The sequence below is a fragment of the Streptacidiphilus rugosus AM-16 genome (assembly GCF_000744655.1).
Lineage (GTDB): Bacteria > Actinomycetota > Actinomycetes > Streptomycetales > Streptomycetaceae > Streptacidiphilus > Streptacidiphilus rugosus.
The window spans coordinates 3,013,820-3,030,587 of the sequence record NZ_JQMJ01000004.1 but is presented as its reverse complement, the minus strand read 5'-3'; the positions used below and the strand labels follow the sequence as shown (position 1 = coordinate 3,030,587).

General features: G+C 72.2%; 15 protein-coding genes. 12 read left to right on the top strand and 3 right to left on the bottom strand.

What is annotated here, in order from left to right; translation table 11 throughout:
* Positions 1 to 24 precede the first annotated feature (24 nt).
* The 3 genes from BS83_RS22665 (at position 25) to BS83_RS22655 (ending at position 3,594) form a co-directional block, all read left to right on the top strand.
* Complete coding sequence (locus tag BS83_RS22665) at positions 25 to 228, top strand: hypothetical protein (RefSeq protein WP_037605396.1); 204 nt, start codon at positions 25 to 27, stop codon at positions 226 to 228.
* A 153-nt stretch (positions 229 to 381) separates the two neighbouring features.
* Positions 382 to 2,178, top strand: a complete 1,797-nt coding sequence (locus BS83_RS22660; protein ID WP_037605395.1) for a DEAD/DEAH box helicase — start codon at positions 382 to 384, stop codon at positions 2,176 to 2,178.
* A 111-nt stretch (positions 2,179 to 2,289) separates the two neighbouring features.
* Positions 2,290 to 3,594 (top strand): sensor histidine kinase, encoded by a 1,305-nt coding sequence (locus tag BS83_RS22655; RefSeq protein WP_037605394.1) that lies wholly within the window; start codon positions 2,290 to 2,292, stop codon positions 3,592 to 3,594.
* Between the two features lie 29 nt (positions 3,595 to 3,623).
* Here BS83_RS22655 and BS83_RS22650 read toward each other — a convergent pair whose 3' ends face one another.
* Positions 3,624 to 4,049 carry an SsgA family sporulation/cell division regulator gene (locus BS83_RS22650; protein WP_051943644.1) on the bottom strand — a complete coding sequence of 142 codons (426 nt, stop codon included), beginning with the start codon at positions 4,047 to 4,049 and terminating at the stop codon, positions 3,624 to 3,626.
* Positions 4,050 to 4,345: 296 nt separating this feature from the next.
* Between BS83_RS22650 and BS83_RS22645 the strand changes: the two genes are divergently transcribed.
* Positions 4,346 to 5,017, top strand: coding sequence for a response regulator (locus tag BS83_RS22645; RefSeq protein ID WP_232248458.1), 672 nt, complete (start codon positions 4,346 to 4,348; stop codon positions 5,015 to 5,017).
* A gap of 220 nt (positions 5,018 to 5,237) precedes the next feature.
* Here BS83_RS22645 and BS83_RS22640 read toward each other — a convergent pair whose 3' ends face one another.
* Positions 5,238 to 6,011 (bottom strand): DUF3152 domain-containing protein, encoded by a 774-nt coding sequence (locus BS83_RS22640; protein ID WP_051943642.1) that lies wholly within the window; start codon positions 6,009 to 6,011, stop codon positions 5,238 to 5,240.
* Positions 6,012 to 6,340: 329 nt separating this feature from the next.
* Between BS83_RS22640 and BS83_RS22635 the strand changes: the two genes are divergently transcribed.
* The 5 genes from BS83_RS22635 (at position 6,341) to BS83_RS22615 (ending at position 12,186) form a co-directional block, all read left to right on the top strand.
* The gene (locus BS83_RS22635; protein ID WP_037609663.1) at positions 6,341 to 6,988 is read left to right on the top strand and encodes an IclR family transcriptional regulator; all 648 of its coding nucleotides are present in this window, start codon (positions 6,341 to 6,343) and stop codon (positions 6,986 to 6,988) included.
* Positions 6,989 to 7,179: 191 nt separating this feature from the next.
* Positions 7,180 to 7,998 carry a S16 family serine protease gene (locus BS83_RS22630; RefSeq protein WP_232248456.1) on the top strand — a complete coding sequence of 273 codons (819 nt, stop codon included), beginning with the start codon at positions 7,180 to 7,182 and terminating at the stop codon, positions 7,996 to 7,998.
* 167 nt (positions 7,999 to 8,165) lie between these two features.
* Positions 8,166 to 9,278, top strand: coding sequence for a 4-hydroxyphenylpyruvate dioxygenase (gene hppD, locus BS83_RS22625; protein WP_037605393.1), 1,113 nt, complete (start codon positions 8,166 to 8,168; stop codon positions 9,276 to 9,278).
* Between the two features lie 99 nt (positions 9,279 to 9,377).
* A complete protein-coding gene (locus tag BS83_RS22620; RefSeq protein ID WP_408641031.1) occupies positions 9,378 to 10,778 on the top strand; it encodes a M1 family metallopeptidase in 1,401 nt (466 codons plus the stop codon).
* 43 nt (positions 10,779 to 10,821) lie between these two features.
* Positions 10,822 to 12,186: an FAD-binding oxidoreductase gene (locus BS83_RS22615; RefSeq protein WP_051943639.1), complete on the top strand. Its 1,365-nt coding sequence runs from the start codon at positions 10,822 to 10,824 to the stop codon at positions 12,184 to 12,186.
* A gap of 30 nt (positions 12,187 to 12,216) precedes the next feature.
* Here BS83_RS22615 and BS83_RS22610 read toward each other — a convergent pair whose 3' ends face one another.
* The gene (locus tag BS83_RS22610) at positions 12,217 to 12,786 is read right to left on the bottom strand and encodes a hypothetical protein (RefSeq protein ID WP_037605391.1); all 570 of its coding nucleotides are present in this window, start codon (positions 12,784 to 12,786) and stop codon (positions 12,217 to 12,219) included.
* A 61-nt stretch (positions 12,787 to 12,847) separates the two neighbouring features.
* Here BS83_RS22610 and BS83_RS22605 point away from each other — a divergent pair, with 61 nt between their 5' ends.
* The 3 genes from BS83_RS22605 (at position 12,848) to BS83_RS22595 (ending at position 16,704) form a co-directional block, all read left to right on the top strand.
* Complete coding sequence (locus BS83_RS22605) at positions 12,848 to 13,537, top strand: response regulator transcription factor (RefSeq protein ID WP_084713867.1); 690 nt, start codon at positions 12,848 to 12,850, stop codon at positions 13,535 to 13,537.
* Complete coding sequence (locus tag BS83_RS22600; protein WP_037605389.1) at positions 13,534 to 14,913, top strand: sensor histidine kinase; 1,380 nt, start codon at positions 13,534 to 13,536, stop codon at positions 14,911 to 14,913. Before BS83_RS22605 ends, BS83_RS22600 begins: the two co-directional genes overlap by 4 nt.
* A gap of 294 nt (positions 14,914 to 15,207) precedes the next feature.
* Positions 15,208 to 16,704: a cellulose binding domain-containing protein gene (locus tag BS83_RS22595; protein ID WP_037605388.1), complete on the top strand. Its 1,497-nt coding sequence runs from the start codon at positions 15,208 to 15,210 to the stop codon at positions 16,702 to 16,704.
* Positions 16,705 to 16,768 lie beyond the last annotated feature (64 nt).

Here is a 16,768-nt window from a genome sequence, read left to right as displayed (position 1 = left end):
GGCCGACGGGGTTAGCGTGGAGGCATGGCCATGAACGTCAGCCTCGACGAAGCACTCTCGGTCGCGCTGCTGGTCCAGGCGGAGTCCGAGGGAGTCGCCCCGCAGGCCCTCGCCACCCGCGTCCTGCGCGACTACCTGACCGCCGAGGGCCACCGTCTCGGCGTCGCCGTCACCGCCCGCGAGGAGGCCGCCCGCTGGCGCGACCTGCTGGAACGCCTCGGCGGGTGAGCCGGACGGCGATCCGGCCGCCCGACATCGCGCTCCGACCCCGCGTGCTCCACGAGACCGCGCCGCCGCGCCGGTAAGCTTGCCGGGTTGTCCGACCGAGGGCCCGCTCGGGTCCGGTGGGCAGCGTCCCTGACGTCGACCCCGCCGGAGACCGTGAGTACCGCCACCTCTTCCCACGCGTCGCACCACCTCTCACCCGCCTTCCCCGGCCGTGCGCCCTGGGGTACGGCCGGCAAGCTGCGTGCCTGGCAGCAGGCCGCGATGGAGAAGTACGTCGAGCAGCAGCCGCGTGACTTCCTCGCGGTCGCGACCCCCGGAGCGGGGAAGACCACCTTCGCCCTGACCTTGGCGTCGTACCTGCTGCACAGCCATGTCGTGCAGCAGGTCACCGTCGTCGCGCCGACCGAGCACCTGAAGAAGCAGTGGGCCGAGGCCGCCGCCCGGATAGGGATCAAGCTGGATCCGGCCTACAGCAGCGGCCCGCTGTCGCGGGACTACCACGGCGTCGTCGTCACCTACGCGGGCGTCGGCGTGAACCCGATGCTGCACCGCAACCGCGCCGAGAACCGCAAGACGCTGGTGATCCTGGACGAGATCCACCACGCGGGCGACTCCAAGTCCTGGGGCGAGGCCTGCCTGGAGGCGTTCGAGCCGGCCACCCGGCGGCTGGCGCTCACCGGTACGCCGTTCCGCTCCGACACCAACCCGATCCCCTTCGTGCAGTACGCGGCCGGGGGCGACGGCATCCGGCGCAGCATCGCCGACTACACCTACGGCTACGGCAACGCGCTCCAGGACCACGTGGTCCGCCCGGTGATCTTCCTTTCCTACAGCGGCAACATGCGCTGGCGCACCAAGGCGGGCGACGAGCTCGCCGCCCGGCTCGGCGAGCCGATGACCAAGGACGTCATCGCGCAGGCCTGGCGCACCGCGCTCGCGCCGCAGGGCGAGTGGATGCCCAACGTGCTGCGCGCGGCCGACGTGCGGCTGACCGAGGTGCGCAAGTCGATCCCCGACGCGGGCGCCCTCGTCATCGCCTCCGACCAGGAGTCGGCCCGCGCCTACGCCAAGATCATCAGGGAGATCACCGGCGAGGGCGCGACCCTGGTCCTCTCCGACGAGGCCGAGTCCTCCCAGCGCATCAGCGACTTCTCGGCCGGGACCTCGCGCTGGATGGTCGCGGTCCGCATGGTGTCCGAGGGCGTCGACGTGCCGCGGCTCGCCGTCGGCGTCTACGCCACCTCGATCTCCACACCGCTCTTCTTCGCCCAGGCCGTCGGCCGCTTCGTCCGCGCCCGCAAGCGCGGCGAGACCGCGTCCGTCTTCCTCCCCACCATCCCCACCCTGCTCTCCTTCGCCAACGAGATGGAGGTGCAGCGCGACCACATCCTCGACAAGCCGAAGAAGCAGGGCGAGGACGACCTCTTCTCGGAGGAGGACGCGCTGCTCGCCGAGGCCGAGAAGACCAAGGACGAGGCCGACGGCGGCATGGACGACATGCCGTGGGAGGCGCTGGAGTCCGACGCCGTCTTCGACCGGGTGCTCTACGACGGCAAGGAGTTCGGCATGCAGGCGCATGCCGGCTCCGAGGAGGAGTCCGACTACCTCGGCATCCCCGGCCTGCTCGAACCCGACCAGGTGCAGATGCTGCTGCAGCGCCGCCAGCACCGGCAGATCCAGCGCAGCAGGAGCAAGCCCGCCGAGGAGGCCGACCTGCTGGAGCTGGAGGCCGAGAAGCGCCCGGTGGTCACCCACAAGCAGCTGCAGGAGCTGCGCAAGGAGCTCAACGGCCTGGTCGGCGCCTGGCACCACCGCACCGGACAGCCGCACGGCACCATCCACAACGAGCTGCGCCGGATCTGCGGCGGCCCGCTGACCGCGCAGGCGACGGCCAACCAACTCCAGTCCAGGATCGGCAAGATCCGCGAGTGGGCCACCAGGATCGATTGAGTGCGAAGTAGGCTGTGCTCCCACGCGGGCATATGCCGAACAGGTACATCCGGACCAGCACATCCGGGCAGGGGCACCGAGCGGGACCGCGCGAGCTACGGAGGGGGAGAAGTGGCCGGCACGGTCCGCGACGTCCGCAGGGTCGGCGATCTGGTGCGCAGTGCCGGGCGGGATCTCGGCGCACCCGTGCACCTGGTCGTCCTCGGCCTGCTGCTGGTGGTCACCTTCCACGTGGTCGTCCTGGAGGGGCACCACCGCAGGGCGCCCCTGGTGCTGGCCCTGGTCGCCGGCTTCGCGGCGGTGTACCTGCTCGCGCCCGAGGTCTGCCGCCGGGCGGGCGCCGACGCGCCGCGCTGGTCGACGGCGAAGGCGGTGGCGCCCGAGGCGGTGCTCTGGCTGGTCGCGCTGACCTCGCTGTGGCTCTCGCTCACCGTGGTGGTGCTGGAGTTCGAGGTGCTGGTCGCCCCGCTCTACTTCGTCCACCTGCTGGTGCTGCCGGTCCGCCCCGGCTACGTGGTCGGCGGCCTGACCTTCGCCGCGCTGCTGCTGCGCGCCGTCGCCCACGGCGCCGAGGCCTCGCTCTCGGCCTTCGGCCTGCTCGTCGGCGCGGGCCTGGCACTGGGCCTGGCCCGGTGCCTGGTACTGATCGGCCGGCTCCGTAGCCGGGACCGTGCGCTGACGGAGGAGCTGCGCCGGGTCAGCGAGTCGACCATGCAGGAGGAGCGCGAGGCGGGCCGGGTCGAGGAGCGCGGCCGACTCGCCCAGGACGTGCACGACACCGTGGCCCAGGGGCTCACGGCGATGGCGATGCTGCTCCAGGCCGCCGCCGACTCGCTGCCCGGCGTCGCCCACCTCGACAAGGCCCGCACCCGGCTCAGGGCGGCGGCCGAGATCAACTCGGTGACGCTCGGTCAGGCGCGGGACATCGTCCACGGTATCGCCTTCTCCGAGCTGGGCGAGGGCGGGCTGCCACCGGCCGTGCGGCGCTACGTCACCCTGGTCCAGCGCGGCCTGGTCGCGCGGGAACAGGTGCGCGGCCAGGAGCAGGCGCTGGTCTTCACGCTGCACGGCGCGCCGTTCCGGCTGCCGCTGGCGACCGAGAGCGCGCTGCTGAGGGTGATCCAGGAAGCCGTCAACAACGCGCTGCGCCACGGCTGGGCCACCAGGGTCGAGGTGACCCTCGCCTATCTGACGGACCGGCTGACCGTGGAGGTCCGCGACAACGGCGTCGGCCTGCCGCCCGGCGTCGTCGCCGGTGCGGAGCGCCCGCCCGCGCAGGACGGACTGGGCCTGGGCGCGATGCGGACCCGGGTGGAACGCGTCGGAGGAGAGCTCGCGCTCTCCTCCCGGGTGGGCCGGGGCACCGTCGTCTCGGTCGACCTGCCGCTGCCGGGCCCCGCCCGGCTCAGCGCCTGACGCCGCGTCGGCGGCCGGGCCGGGCCGCGCTAGCGGCGGGACTCCGCGTCGGTGAGCAGGCGGGCGATGCCCTGGTCGAGCCACTCGTCGGAGAACTCCTCGCCGAACGGCACCAGCAGGTCCGTCCGGAGCAGGAACGCGTGCAACGCGGTGGCCGGGGCCACCAGTTCGGCCTCGCCCTCCGGGGAGCGCAGGGTGATGGCCACCAGCTCGCCGTCGTGCCACGCCAACGGACGCACCCGCACGTCGCCCTCGCCGGCGACGTCGCTCAGCCCGTCCAGCAGCAGCTCGCGCGAGACGTTCCACTGCACCGGTTCGTCGCCCGGCAGAAAGAAGGTCAGCTGGATCGACCAGGCTTTGATCCTGGTGAACGTCAGCCGGACCGGAATCTGGAAGCTGACTCCGGCGGGGGTGGCCAGCTCCATCAGGATCTGGCCACGCAGCGTGCTGTTCATCGTGTCTGTCCGTACCTTTCCGAGGATGTCCCCGATCCATGGACCGGGAAGGGTGCCGGACGGTATCCCCCCGTCGCGCAGCCCGTTGGTGTGATCATTTCTGATCGATCACGGTGGGTTCATCCCCGCTCGGTGGGGATCAAATCGGACTGAAAGGGTGCAGAAAAACCAGCCGATCGAACCTGGACAGACATCATCCCGAGCTGGTAAGTAGCGAAAGCCAACCATTCTCGTCCTGCCGGAGAGGGCTGCCCCCTAGACTTGTTCCGGAAACAGGGCGAGGAGTTGATGCGGCAGTGGCAGCGCACGGACCGGAAGCCGACGCCCGTGTGCGCGTTCTGGTCGTCGACGACCACCCTGCCATCCGCCTCGGCCTGCGCGTACTGATCGAGGATCAGCAGGATCTCCGGCTGGTGGCCGAGACCGGCGCCGTCGGCGAGGCGCTGCGACTCGTCCTGCGGGCGGAGCCGCAGGAGCGGCCCGACGTCGTCCTGCTCGATCTCGACCTCGGCCAGGGCACGGCCGGCGGCCTGGACCTGGTCCGACGCTTCGACGCGATGGACGAGCCGCCCGCGGTGCTGGTCTTCAGCGGCCACAACAGCGACGCCGACATCTTCGCCGCGATCGACGCGGGCGCGGTCGGCTTCCTCGGCAAGGAGACCGACCCCGACGCCCTCCTCTCCGGCATCCGCGCTGCCGCGCGCGGCGAGACGGTCCTGGGCGCGAGCGCGGTCCGCAGGGTCCTGCGGCGCGTGCGCGGCAGCGCGCCGGTGCTCTCCTCCCGCGAGGTCGAGGTCCTGCAGCTGCTCGGCGAGGGCCTGCCCAATCGCAAGATCGCTGCGCGCCTCTACATCAGCGAGGCGACGGCGAAGGGCCACCTCGCCAGCATCTACGCCAAACTCGGCGTCGACACCCGCGGCGCCGCCGTCGCCACCGCGGTCCGCGAGGGCCTCCTCCGCCTGGGCTGAGCCGCCTGCCTACGGCGGGTCGGTTCCAGCAGGGGGCCAGTGGCAACTCCTCGGGGGCGCGGGGAACTGCGCGACAAGCCACCCCGTGCGGATGGTCCCCAACGCGCAGGGCCATCTGCGCCGGGTGGTTCATCGCGCAGTTCCCCGCGCCCCTGGGGTGGTGCAACGTCCTGCGCAGTGAGGTGCCGCGTCCTCGCCCCCAACCGGCCCTCCGCTGTGGTCAGCGGGTGGGAGGGCCGGTGAGGTAGGCGCCGGAGGGGGTGTAGGGCCAGCCGTTGGGGACGCAGCCGTGGAGGCCCTTGATCTGCTGCATCATCACCGGGGCCGGTCGGCCGGGTCCGGGGCAGGAGACGTGGCCGTGGCCCAGCGAGTGGCCGACCTCGTGGTTGATCGCCAGGGCGTGGTAGAGGTCGGTCTGGCCGGTGTAGTAGCCGGTGAGGTTGATCCACCGGTTCATGTTCATCACGACGGTGTCGCCGTTGTTGCTGCAGTTGACCCCGCCGTACTCGTTCACGTGCAGGTGGATCAGGTTCCAGCACTTGGTGATCGCCGTCTGCGGCGAGACCAGGAAGACCGTGAAGGCCACCGGGCCCGAGGGGACCCGCTGGAAGGAGAACTGCCCCCCCGCGCTCCAGCCGCGCTGCGTGTTGTCCAGGATCGCGTCCACCTGGGCCGCGAACGTGGCCGGGCTGACGCCGATGCCGTTCTCGACCGCGACGCGGTAGCGGAAGAGCCGGCCGTGTCCGACGACGTCCGTCCCGCCCGAGGCGTAGCCGTACGTGCCGGCGCCGCGCTGCACGATCGCGGTCGCGCGCGGTGAGGGCGACACGCTCGGCTTCGGCGCGGCGGGCGCCGGGTCGCCCGCGGACGCCGTGGACGGGGAGGGCGCCGGGGAGCTCAGCGCTGCGGGTGCCGCGACCGCGGGGTTCGAACCGCCGCGCAGCACGCCCAGCAGGGCGTAGCCGCCGCCGAGCGCCAAGGCGACGAGCGCCAAGGTGAGCAGCGTTCTCGCGGATCTGCGGCGCGGACGTGGTTTGGCGCGGTGCATCTGAGCGGGGCCCCCGGGTCTGGGACGTACGACGGATTCGTACGACTGTCAACGACTGAAACACATACGCGATCAGCCTGGTTGCCGGTTCCACGAACTGATCCGGTTCATGCCCCGAACGCTCTGATTCGCCCATTTTCCAGGGGCTTCGCTCATAACGAATGGTGACCGAAATCTGGACAGGTACTTCCGCAGAGCGGTGCAACGTCATTACGTTCCTCGCACTCACCCCGGATTCACCGGAATCTCCCAGCATGCGGAAGGAGGCACGCGTCGTGACCGCAGAGACATCGCAGACGCTCGACCGCGGCGTGCGCGTTCTGAAGCTGCTCGCCGACTCCGAGGGCGGCCTGACCGTCACGGAACTGGCCATCCGACTGGCCGTCAACCGGACGGTGGTCTACCGGCTGCTGGCCACGCTGGAGCAGCACGGCCTGGTCCGCCGTGACATCGGCGGGCGCGCCAGGGTCGGGCTGGGCGTGCTGCGGCTGTCGCACCGGGTGCACCCGCTGCTGCGCGAGGCCGCCCTGCCGGCCCTGCGCGGGCTCGCGGAGGACCTGGGCGCGACGGCGCACCTGACGCTGGTCGACGGCAACGAGGCGCTGGTCGTCGCGGTCGTCGAGCCGAGCTGGACCGACTTCCACGTCGCGTACCGCACGGGCGTGCGGCACGCACTGGACGAGAACGCGGCGGGCCGCGCGATCCTGGCCGCCCGCGAGCTCCGTTACGGGCAGCAGCCCGAACCCGGCTGGGTGACCGCGACCGACGAGCGCTCGGGCGCGAGCGCCGCGGCCGCGCCGCTGCTGGGTCTGAGCGGGATCGAGGGGAGCGTCGGGGTGCTGATGCTGTCGGGGCTCACCCCGGAGCGGGTCGGCCCGCGCGTCTCAGAGGCGGCCACCGAGGTCTCCGAAGCACTGCGCTGACCCCGCGCCGCGATCGGCCGGGAGGGTTCGCCGGGATCCGCCCGACGGCCTCGCCCGGCGCCCGCCCGTGCCTCCTCCGAGACTCTCGCCCGGCCGCGAACCGCGTGAGCCCCGGTCGCCGCCTGCGGCCGTACGTCCGCCGGCCGTGGCCGCACAGCGAAGGTCGGGGGGCGCGGCACTAGAATTCGCCCGTGTCCCGTTACCTGTCCTGGCTCGCCCCGCGTCGCACCCGGCTGGCGCTGTGCGCCGTCGCCGTCGCGGCCCCGATCGCCGTGGCCGCGTCCGTGCCGCTGCCCTACACGGTGCTCACGCCGGGGATCTCGGTGAACACCCTGGGCAGCTACCAGGGCGTGGAGGTGATCACGATCACCGGCCATCCGACGAGGCAGCCCGAGGGCCAGCTCAGGATGACCACCATCGCCGCGAGCCTGCCGGACTACTCGCCCCGCATCGGGGAGATCGCCGAGGCCTGGTGGGACCCGAAGCGCGCGATCGTGCCGCGGAACTCGATCTATCCGGCCGGCCAGTCCGTCTCGCAGGTCAACGCGACCAACCAGCAGGCGATGAACGACTCCCAGCAGGCCGCCACCACCGCCGCGCTGGGCTATCTCGGGATTCCCGCCTCGCAGGTCACCGTGCAGCTCAAGCTGGCCGACGTGGGCGGACCGAGCGCGGGGCTGATGTTCACCCTGGGGATCATCGACGAGCTGAGCGGCAACGGCAGCGGCAAACCAGGTGCGGCGGGGGACCTGACCAACGGCAAGGTCGTCGCGGGCACGGGCGAGATCAGCGACAACGGCGACGTCGGCGCGGTGGGCGGCGTCGCGCTCAAGACGCAGGCCGCGGCCGCCGACGGGGCCACCGTCTTCCTGGTCCCCCGCAGCGAGTGCTCGGACGCCGAGGTGAACACCCCGAAGGGCCTGCGGCTGGTCCCGGTGGACACGCTGGACCAGGCGGTGAAGGCGCTCTCGGCGCTGCAGACCGGCGCCGCCGACGTCCCGCACTGCTGACTGGGCCGTCCGGAGGGGAGAATGGAGGGAAGTGAGCAGTCTGCGCAGCTGAGGCCCGCCCGAAGGGGGTGAGCTGTACAGCTTGCGCAGCGATGTGGGCCATGGTTGCGCAGCTCGTGGAACGGGGAGACGGTACGCGCATCGGCCCACCACGGAGGTGCACCACCATGAGCAGTCAGACCGACGTCTTCCCGGTCAAGGGCATGGACGCCATCGTCTTCGCCGTCGGCAACGCGAAGCAGGCCGCCCACTACTACTCCACCGCGTTCGGCATGCGCCTGGTCGCCTACGCGGGGCCGGAGACCGGCGAGCGCGAGACCGCGACCTACGTGCTGACCTCCGGCGGCGCCCGCTTCGTCCTCACCTCCGTGATCAAGCCGTCGACGGACCACGGCACCTTCCTCGCCCAGCACGTCGCGGCGCACGGCGACGGCGTGATCGACCTCGCCATCGAGGTCCCCGACGTCTGGCACGCCTACGAGCACGCGGTCGCCCACGGCGCGCAGGGCCTGGCCGAGCCGCACGAGCTCAAGGACGAGCACGGCACGGTGGTGCTGGCCACCATCGCGACCTACGGCGAGACCCGCCACACGCTGGTCGACCGCAGCGGCTACGCGGGCCCCTACCTGCCCGGCTTCGTCGCGCGCGAGCCCATGGTGGAGACCGGCAAGCGGCTGTTCCAGGCGGTCGACCACTGCGTCGGCAACGTCGAGCTCGGCAAGATGAACGAGTGGGTCGAGTTCTACAACCGGGTCATGGGCTTCACGAACATGAAGGAGTTCGTCGGCGACGACATCGCCACCGAGTACTCCGCGCTGATGTCCAAGGTCGTCGCCGACGGCACCCGCAAGGTCAAGTTCCCGCTGAACGAGCCGGCGATCGCGAAGAAGAAGTCGCAGATCGACGAGTACCTGGAGTTCTACGGCGGCCCCGGCGTCCAGCACATCGCGTTGGCGACCAACGACATCGTCGCCACGGTGCGTGCGATGCGCGCGGCCGGCGTCGAGTTCCTGGACACCCCCGACACGTACTACGACACCCTGGGGGAGTGGGTCGGCGACACCCGCGTCCCGCTGGAGGAGCTGCGCGAGCTGAAGATCCTCGCGGACCGGGACGAGGACGGGTACCTGCTGCAGATCTTCACCAAGCCGGTGCAGGACAAGCCGACCGTCTTCTTCGAGATGATCGAGCGCCACGGGTCGATGGGCTTCGGCAAGGGCAACTTCAAGGCGCTCTTCGAGGCGATCGAGCGCGAGCAGGACCGCCGCGGCAACCTGTAGTCGCAGCGGCGGGCAGCCGTCCGCTTCTGTGTGACCTCGGTCACCTTTTGGGCTACTTCCGCAGGCGACTGACGGTGCGTCGAAATTACGGTTGGTCAGGTGACGAACCGTCTGATTCTTGCCGCTGCCGCCACCCTCGCCTGCGGCGGGCTGCTCGGGGCAGCCACCCCTGTCTCGCCGACCCCCGCCGGTGCGGTCGGCGCGGCGGGGGTGGGCGATCCCTACCTGCCGCTCGCCGGGAACGGCGGCCTGCACGTGCGCCACTACGCGCTCACGCTCTCCTACCAGCCGAAGACCCGGCGCCTCGACGGCGGCGCCGTCCTCTCGGCCACCGCGACCGAGGATCTCTCCGGCTTCGACCTCGACCTGCTCGGCCTCGACGTCCACAAGATCACCGTGGACACGCAGCCGGTCAGCTGGAGCCGGGACGGTCAGGAGCTCCGGATCACCCTCGGCCGCACCGTCGCCAAGGGCGCCACCTTCGAGATCGCCGTCGACTACGGCGGCAAACCGCAGTCGGTCACCGACGCCGACGGCTCCGCCGACGGGTGGATCGCCCTGCCCGGCGACCAGGGAGCCTTCGTCGCGGGGGAGCCGCAGGGCGCGATGACCTGGTTCCCCTGCAACAACCACCCCGCCGACAAGTCCAGCTACGACGTCACCGTCACCGTTCCGGCCGGCTACACGGCCGTCTCCAACGGGGTGCTGCGCAGCCAGCGCACCATCAACGGCCGCAGCACCTTCGCCTGGCACGAGTCCGCGCCGATGGCCGCCTACCTGGCCACCGCCAGCGTCGGACGCTTCGACGTCCGCGAGTACTGGACGTCCGGCGGGCTGCCCGTCTACACCGCCGTCGACCCGGCCGAGGCCGCCGACGCCGATCCGGTGCTGGACCAGCTGCCCCAGGTGATCGCCTGGAGCGCGCAGAACTTCGGGCCCTACCCCTTCGACGCGGCCGGGGCGATCGTGGCCCACGCCAAGGACATCGGCTACGCGCTGGAGACGCAGACCCGCCCGCTCTACGACGAGGCGCCGGACGTGGACACCCTTGTGCACGAGACGGCGCACCAGTGGTTCGGGGACTCGGTCACGCTGACGCAGTGGAAGGACATCTGGCTCAACGAGGGCTTCGCCACCTACGCCGAGTGGCTCTGGGACGCCGCCCACGGAGGCAAGAGCACGCACGAGCGGCTCGCCGCGCTCTACGCGCTGCCGGCCACGGACCCGCTGTGGGCCAACCCGGCAGGCGACCCGGGCGGTCTGGCGCACCTGTTCGGGGAGCCCAGCTACGCACGCGGCGCGATGACGCTGCAGGAGCTGCGCGAGGCGGTGGGCGACGCCGACTTCTTCACCATCCTCAAGCGCTGGACCTCCGCGCACCGACACGCCCACGCCACCACGGCCGACTTCGAGGCCCTCAGCGCGAGCGTCTCCCACAAGAACCTGGACGCTCTCTTCGCGACCTGGCTGTACGGACCGGGCAAACCGGCGAAGATGTAGAGGTGGGGTCCGGAACGGGCCCCTGCCGAGGGGGCAGAGCCGAATGAGCGATCTGGTCGACCGGTTGCGCGAGGGGCTGCCCGAGGCTGCCGTCGTGCAGGATCCGGACGTCGCCGCCGCCTACCAGCAGGACATGGCGGGCTTCTGCGAGTCCGCCCTGCCCGCGGCGGTCGTCCTCCCCCGCACGGTCGAAGAGGTCCAGCACGTCATGCGGACCGCGACCGAGCTGCGGGTCCCCGTCGTGCCGCAGGGCGCGCGGACGGGGCTCTCCGGCGCGGCCAACGCCGTCGCGGGGTGCATCGCGCTGTCGCTGGTGAAGATGGACCGGATCCTGGAGCTCGATCCGGTCGACCGGATCGCGGTGGTCGAGCCCGGCGTCGTCAACGCCGATCTCTCCCGCGCCGCGGCCCGGCACGGGCTCAGCTACCCGCCGGACCCCTCCAGCTGGGAGTCGTGCACGGTCGGCGGCAACATCGGCACCGGAGCGGGCGGGCTCTGCTGTGTGAAGTACGGGGTCACCGCCGAGTACGTGCTCGGCCTGGACGTCGTGCTGCCGGACGGCCGGCTGCTGCGCACCGGGCGCCGGACCGCCAAGGGCGTGGCCGGCTACGACCTGACCCGGCTCTTCGTGGGAGCGGAGGGCACCCTCGGCGTGGTCGTCGGCGCCGTCGTGGCGCTGCGGCCCGCGCCCCCGCCGCAGCTGGTGCTGGCGGCGGAGTTCGCCTCCACCGACGAGGCCTGCGCGGCGGTCTGCGCGGTGATGGCGGCCGGGCACGTGCCCTCGCTGATGGAGCTGATGGACACCACCACCGTCCGCGCGGTCAACGCGATGGCGCAGATGGGGCTGCCGGACTCGACGGCCGCGCTGCTGCTGGTCGGCTTCGACAGCCTGGACCCGGCCTCCGACCTTGCCGCGGTCGGCGAGCTGTGCCGCCAGGCGGGCGCGACCGAGGTGGTCCCGGCCTCGGACAGCGGCGAGTCCGAACTCCTGCTCCAGGCGCGGCGGCTGGCTCTTCCGGCGCTGGACCGGCTGGGCACGACCATGATCGACGACGTGGCGGTGCCGCGCACCAGGCTCGGCGAGATGCTGGCCGGGGTCGCCAGGATCGGCCAGGAGTTCGACCTGACGATCGGCATGTGCGCGCACGCGGGCGACGGCAACACCCACCCGGTCGTGGTCTTCGACGCCCACGACGAGGCGGAGTCGGCCAGGGCCCGCGCCTCCTTCGACGCGATCATGTCCCTCGGCCTGGAGCTGGGCGGCACCATCACCGGTGAGCACGGGGTCGGCCTGCTCAAGAAGGAGTGGCTGGCCAGGGAGCTCGGCCCGGTCGGCCTTGAACTGCAGCGCCAGGTCAAGGCGGTCTTCGACCCGCTGGGCATCATGAACCCGGGCAAGCTGTTCTGACCGGGCCTCACCCGCGCGGGTCGCCCACGGCTACTGGGCCTGGGTGCCGATCCAGGTGGACACCATCGGCGGGTGGCCGTTCCAGGTGACGTAGAAGGCCGAGTCGACGGTGCCGGAGGTGAAGTCGACCCGGAGCCACTCGTCGCCGGACCAGACGTGCATGGACCAGCCGCTGTCCGGGGTCGCGGAGACCAGGCTCGCCGAGCTCGCCCCCATCGACACCGCGACGCGGCCGCCCTCGGGCGTGTAGCTGCTGACGTCGCCGGAGGCCGAGGCGGAGGCGTCGGCCGATGCCGAGGGCGTGCCGGACGTCGGCGCCGCGGAGGTCGGGGCCGCCCCGCCCGGATGCGAGCGGCCGGGCGACGGGCTCGGGCCGTGACGGGTCGCCGAGGGAGCAGGGACCTGGGTCGGGTCGCCGATGGCCGGCGGAGGCGGGGCCGGCGTGCGGGAGGAGCCCGAGCCGGCGACGGAGAGGGCCAGTGCGGTGGGCTGGTGGTATCCGTCGTCAGCCAGCACGCGGTGCACGCCGTACCAGGACACGCAGACGGCCGCCCCGGTGGCGGCGGCCCACGCGGCGCCCTGTACCAGCTCTCTTCGCACGGAGTCAGTATGCCGTCCCGGCAGTACTGGCCATTACCCCTTATGGCGTAGCGTCACGGCCATGGCAACAGTGCTGGTGGTCGAGGACGATCCGTTTGTTCGTTCTGCCCTGATTCGTCATCTGGCGGACGCCGGTCACGCGGTCCGCAGCGTCGGCACCGCCCTCGCGGCGCTGCGCGAGATCGCCCAGGTCGGCTGCGATCTGGTCATTCTCGACCTCGGTCTGCCCGACCTCGACGGCGGTGAGGCGCTGAAGATGATCCGCGGGCTGACCGACACCCCGGTCATCATCTCCACGGCCCGCGACGAGGAGACGGAGATCATCCGCCTGCTCAACGACGGCGCGGACGACTACCTGGTCAAGCCCTTCTCCGCGGAACACCTCACCGCCCGGATGGCGGCGGTGCTGCGCCGGGCCGGCGCGGGCGGCGGCGCCGGGCAGCTGCTGCAGGCCGGCGGCCTGCGGATCGACCTGCAGCGGCGCGAGGCGGTGCTGGACGGGCGGGAGCTGGATCTGACCCGCCGTGAGTTCGACCTGCTCGCCTACCTGGCCGGCCGCCCCGGCGTCGTCGTCTCGCGGCGCGAGCTGCTCGCGGAGGTCTGGCGGCAGCCGTACGGCACCGACCAGACCATCGACGTGCACCTGTCCTGGCTGCGCCGCAAGCTCGGCGAGACGGCGTCGCGTCCCCGCTATCTGCACACGGTGCGCGGCGTCGGGGTCCGGCTCGACGTCCCGGTGGACGCGCAGTGAGATGGGCCCTGTTCAAGGTCTGCGTCGCGGTCACCACGATGGTGGCGCTGGCCTTCCTGATCCCGCTGGGCCTGATGGTCCGTGACAGCGCGCGCGAACGCGCCTTCACCGCGGCCGAGCGGCAGGCGGCGACGGTCGGCCCGGCACTGGCGATCACCACCGACCAGAACGCGCTGCGGCGTGCGCTCGCCAGCACGCAGGACGGCGCGGCCGGGCTCATCGCCATCCACCTGCCCGGGGGCGGGGCGAGCGGAGGCACCGGATTCCTGACCGTCGGCACCGAGCGGGCCGGCGACGGCGCGGTCGTGGCGGCGGCGGCGAACGGGCGCAGCGGTACCGTCGGCGTGCGCGGCGGCTTCGCCTACCTGGAGCCGGTCGCGGTGAGCGACGGCCGGGTGGCCGTGGTCGAGGTCTACATCCCCGACGCGGAGCTGACCCGCGGGGTGACCACGGCCTGGTTGGTGCTCAGCGGCGTCGCGGTGGTGCTGGTGCTGATCTCGGTCGCGGTCGCCGACCGGCTCGGCACCCGCATCGTCGGCTCCGCCCGCCGGCTCGCCAACGCGGCCCGTGCGCTGGGCGGCGGCGACCTCGCCGTCCGGGTCCCGCAGGCCGACGACAACCCGCCGGAGCTGCGCGAGGCGGCCGAGGCGTTCAACACGATGGCGGACCGGGTCGTCCGCCTGCTGGCGGCGGAGCGGGAGCTCGCCGCGGACCTCTCGCACCGGCTGCGCACCCCCCTGACGGTGCTGCGGCTGAACGCGGCGTCGCTGGGCCAGGGCGTCGCGGCGGACGCCACCCGGCACGCGGTCGCGCAGCTGGAGCGCGAGGTCGACCAGATCATCCGCGCGGTGCGGGGCCGCGGTGTCGAGCAGGCGTCAGGTGCGACGGCGGAGCCGATGACCTGCGACGCGGCGGAGGTCATCCGCGACCGCGCCGAGTTCTGGTCCGCGCTGGCCGAGGACGAGGGACGGCCCTGGCAGCTTGCGGGCGCGGAGCGCCCGGTCCTGGTGCCGGTGGCCGCGGCCGAGCTGGGGGCGGCGCTGGACGCGATGCTGGGGAACGTCTTCCGGCACACGGAGCAGGGCACGGCCTTCGCGATCGACGTGCACGAGACGGGCGACGGCGTCATCGTCCTGGTCTCGGACGCGGGCCCGGGGATCGCCGACCCCGAGTCCGCGGTGCGCCGCGGCGTCGGTGCGGAACGCGAGGGCTCGACCGGCCTCGGCCTCGACATCGTCCGCAGGGTCGCCGAGGGCACCGGCGGCGACGTGGCCATCGGCCGGTCCGTCCTCGGCGGCACGGAACTCCGCGTCCGCCTCCTCCAGCGCCCCACCCCCCCACCCCGCCCCCGCCGCCGCGTCCGCGCCACGCGCTGACTTCCGTCTTCTGCACGCGAGAACCAGCCTCGCGCCCCTGGAAGTTGCCACGCAGCGTTCGCGCGTGGATGCGGAGCGAGTTCTTCCTTAAAGGGGGCCTAAGTCCGTACTACCTAGGCCTGAGCGGGACGGATACGGCCCCGGGAAGGGGCTAGCGTCGCGGACGACGGATCGCGTGGCGGTGGTGACCCGGCGTCAGGAATGTTGCCGTGGGACTTCCCTTCTTCCCCACAAAGACTGGGCACCGCCGCGCGATCTCTCACTTCCCCGACCGCACCGTGGAGGTAATCCCGCATGTCGAACCATCGTTCCCGCCGCCGTCCGCGCCGCCGCGCCGTCCTCGGGGCGTCCGCAGTCGCCGTCGTCCTCGCCGGCGGTGGTGCGGTCGCGCTCGCCGCAGGCGCGAACGCGGCGAGCGTGGGCGCGGTGTACTCGACCACCAGCGACTGGGGCACCGGCTACAGCGGTCAGTACGACGTGAGCAACCCGACCTCCGGCACCGTCAGCAACTGGACGCTGAGCTTCGACCTGCCGGCCGGCGCCCACATCAGCTCGCTCTGGAACGCCAGTTACACCGCCAGCGGCCAGCACGTGAAGGTCACCCCGGCCTCCTGGGACAGCACCCTCGCGTCCGACCAGCACGCCGTCGTCGGCTTCGTGGTCCAGGGCTCCGGCGCGCCGGTCAACTGCAGCATCAACGGCGCCGACTGCTCCACCGGCGCCGCGCCGACCCCGTCCGGTCAGCCGACGAGCAGTAAGCCGACGCCCGCGCCCACCCCGAGCAGGACCCCGAGCCCGACCCCCACCCCGAGCAAGACCCCGACGCCGACGCCCACGCCCACGCCCACGCCGACCAGCACCGGCAGCGCCTCGGGAGCCGGCTTCTCGCCCTACATCGACACCTCGCTCTACCCCGCCTACGACATGATCGCCACAGCCAAGGCGACGGGCGTGAAGAACTTCAACCTCGCCTTCATCGTCGACGGCGGCGGCTGCACACCCAAGTGGGGCGGCGTCACCGGTCTGACCAACGACGGGGTGCCCGGCCAGATCGGCGCGCTGCGCGCGATGGGCGGGGACGTCAGGGTCTCCTTCGGCGGCGCGAACGGCACCGAGCTCGCCGACTCCTGCACCAGCGTGAGCGCGCTGACGGCCGCGTACCAGCAGGCGATCGACGCCTACGGCCTGACGAAGATCGACTTCGACGTCGAGGGCGCGGCGACGAGCGACACCGCCGGCATCGCCCGCCGTGACCAGGCGATCGCCCAGCTCCAGGCCACCGCCCGCAGCAAGGGCAAGACGCTGGACGTCTCGTTCACCCTGCCGGTGCTGCCCTCCGGCCTGGTCCAGACGGGGACGGACCTGCTGCAGAACGCCAAGTCCGCCGGCGTCGCCGTCTCCGCCGTCAACGTGATGGCCATGGACTTCGGCGACGGCGCCGCCCCGAACCCGAGCGGCAAGATGGGCCAGTACGCGATCGACGCCGCGACGGCGACCCAGGCGCAGGTCAAGAGCATCTTCGGCTGGGACGACGCGACCGCGTGGAAGCACGTCGCGGTCACCCCGATGATCGGCGTGAACGACACCAGCACCGAGGTCTTCGGCGTCGCCGACGCCTCGCAGCTGGCGCAGTTCGCGTCCGGCAAGCACCTGGGCTGGCTGTCGATGTGGTCCGCGACGCGTGACGCCCAGTGCTCGGGCGGTGCGAAGAGCTACGCCGACGCGACCTGCAGCAGCATCGTCCAGTCGCCGCTGGCCTTCACCAAGGCCTTCGGGGCCTACGCGGGCTGAAAAGCCTGAACGGCCGGCGAACGCCGCGTCGCGAAGAAGGAAACCACAGGTCGGAGACGGTGTC

Coding starts and splice junctions, on each gene's coding strand:
- BS83_RS22665 (WP_037605396.1), top strand. CDS start 25: ATGGCCATGAACGTCAGCCTCGACGAAGCACTCTCGGTCGCGCTGCTG.
- BS83_RS22650 (WP_051943644.1), bottom strand. CDS start 4,049: ATGAACAGCACGCTGCGTGGCCAGATCCTGATGGAGCTGGCCACCCCC.
- hppD (WP_037605393.1), top strand. CDS start 8,166: ATGAGCAGTCAGACCGACGTCTTCCCGGTCAAGGGCATGGACGCCATC.
- BS83_RS22615 (WP_051943639.1), top strand. CDS start 10,822: ATGAGCGATCTGGTCGACCGGTTGCGCGAGGGGCTGCCCGAGGCTGCC.
- BS83_RS22605 (WP_084713867.1), top strand. CDS start 12,848: ATGGCAACAGTGCTGGTGGTCGAGGACGATCCGTTTGTTCGTTCTGCC.
- BS83_RS22595 (WP_037605388.1), top strand. CDS start 15,208: ATGTCGAACCATCGTTCCCGCCGCCGTCCGCGCCGCCGCGCCGTCCTC.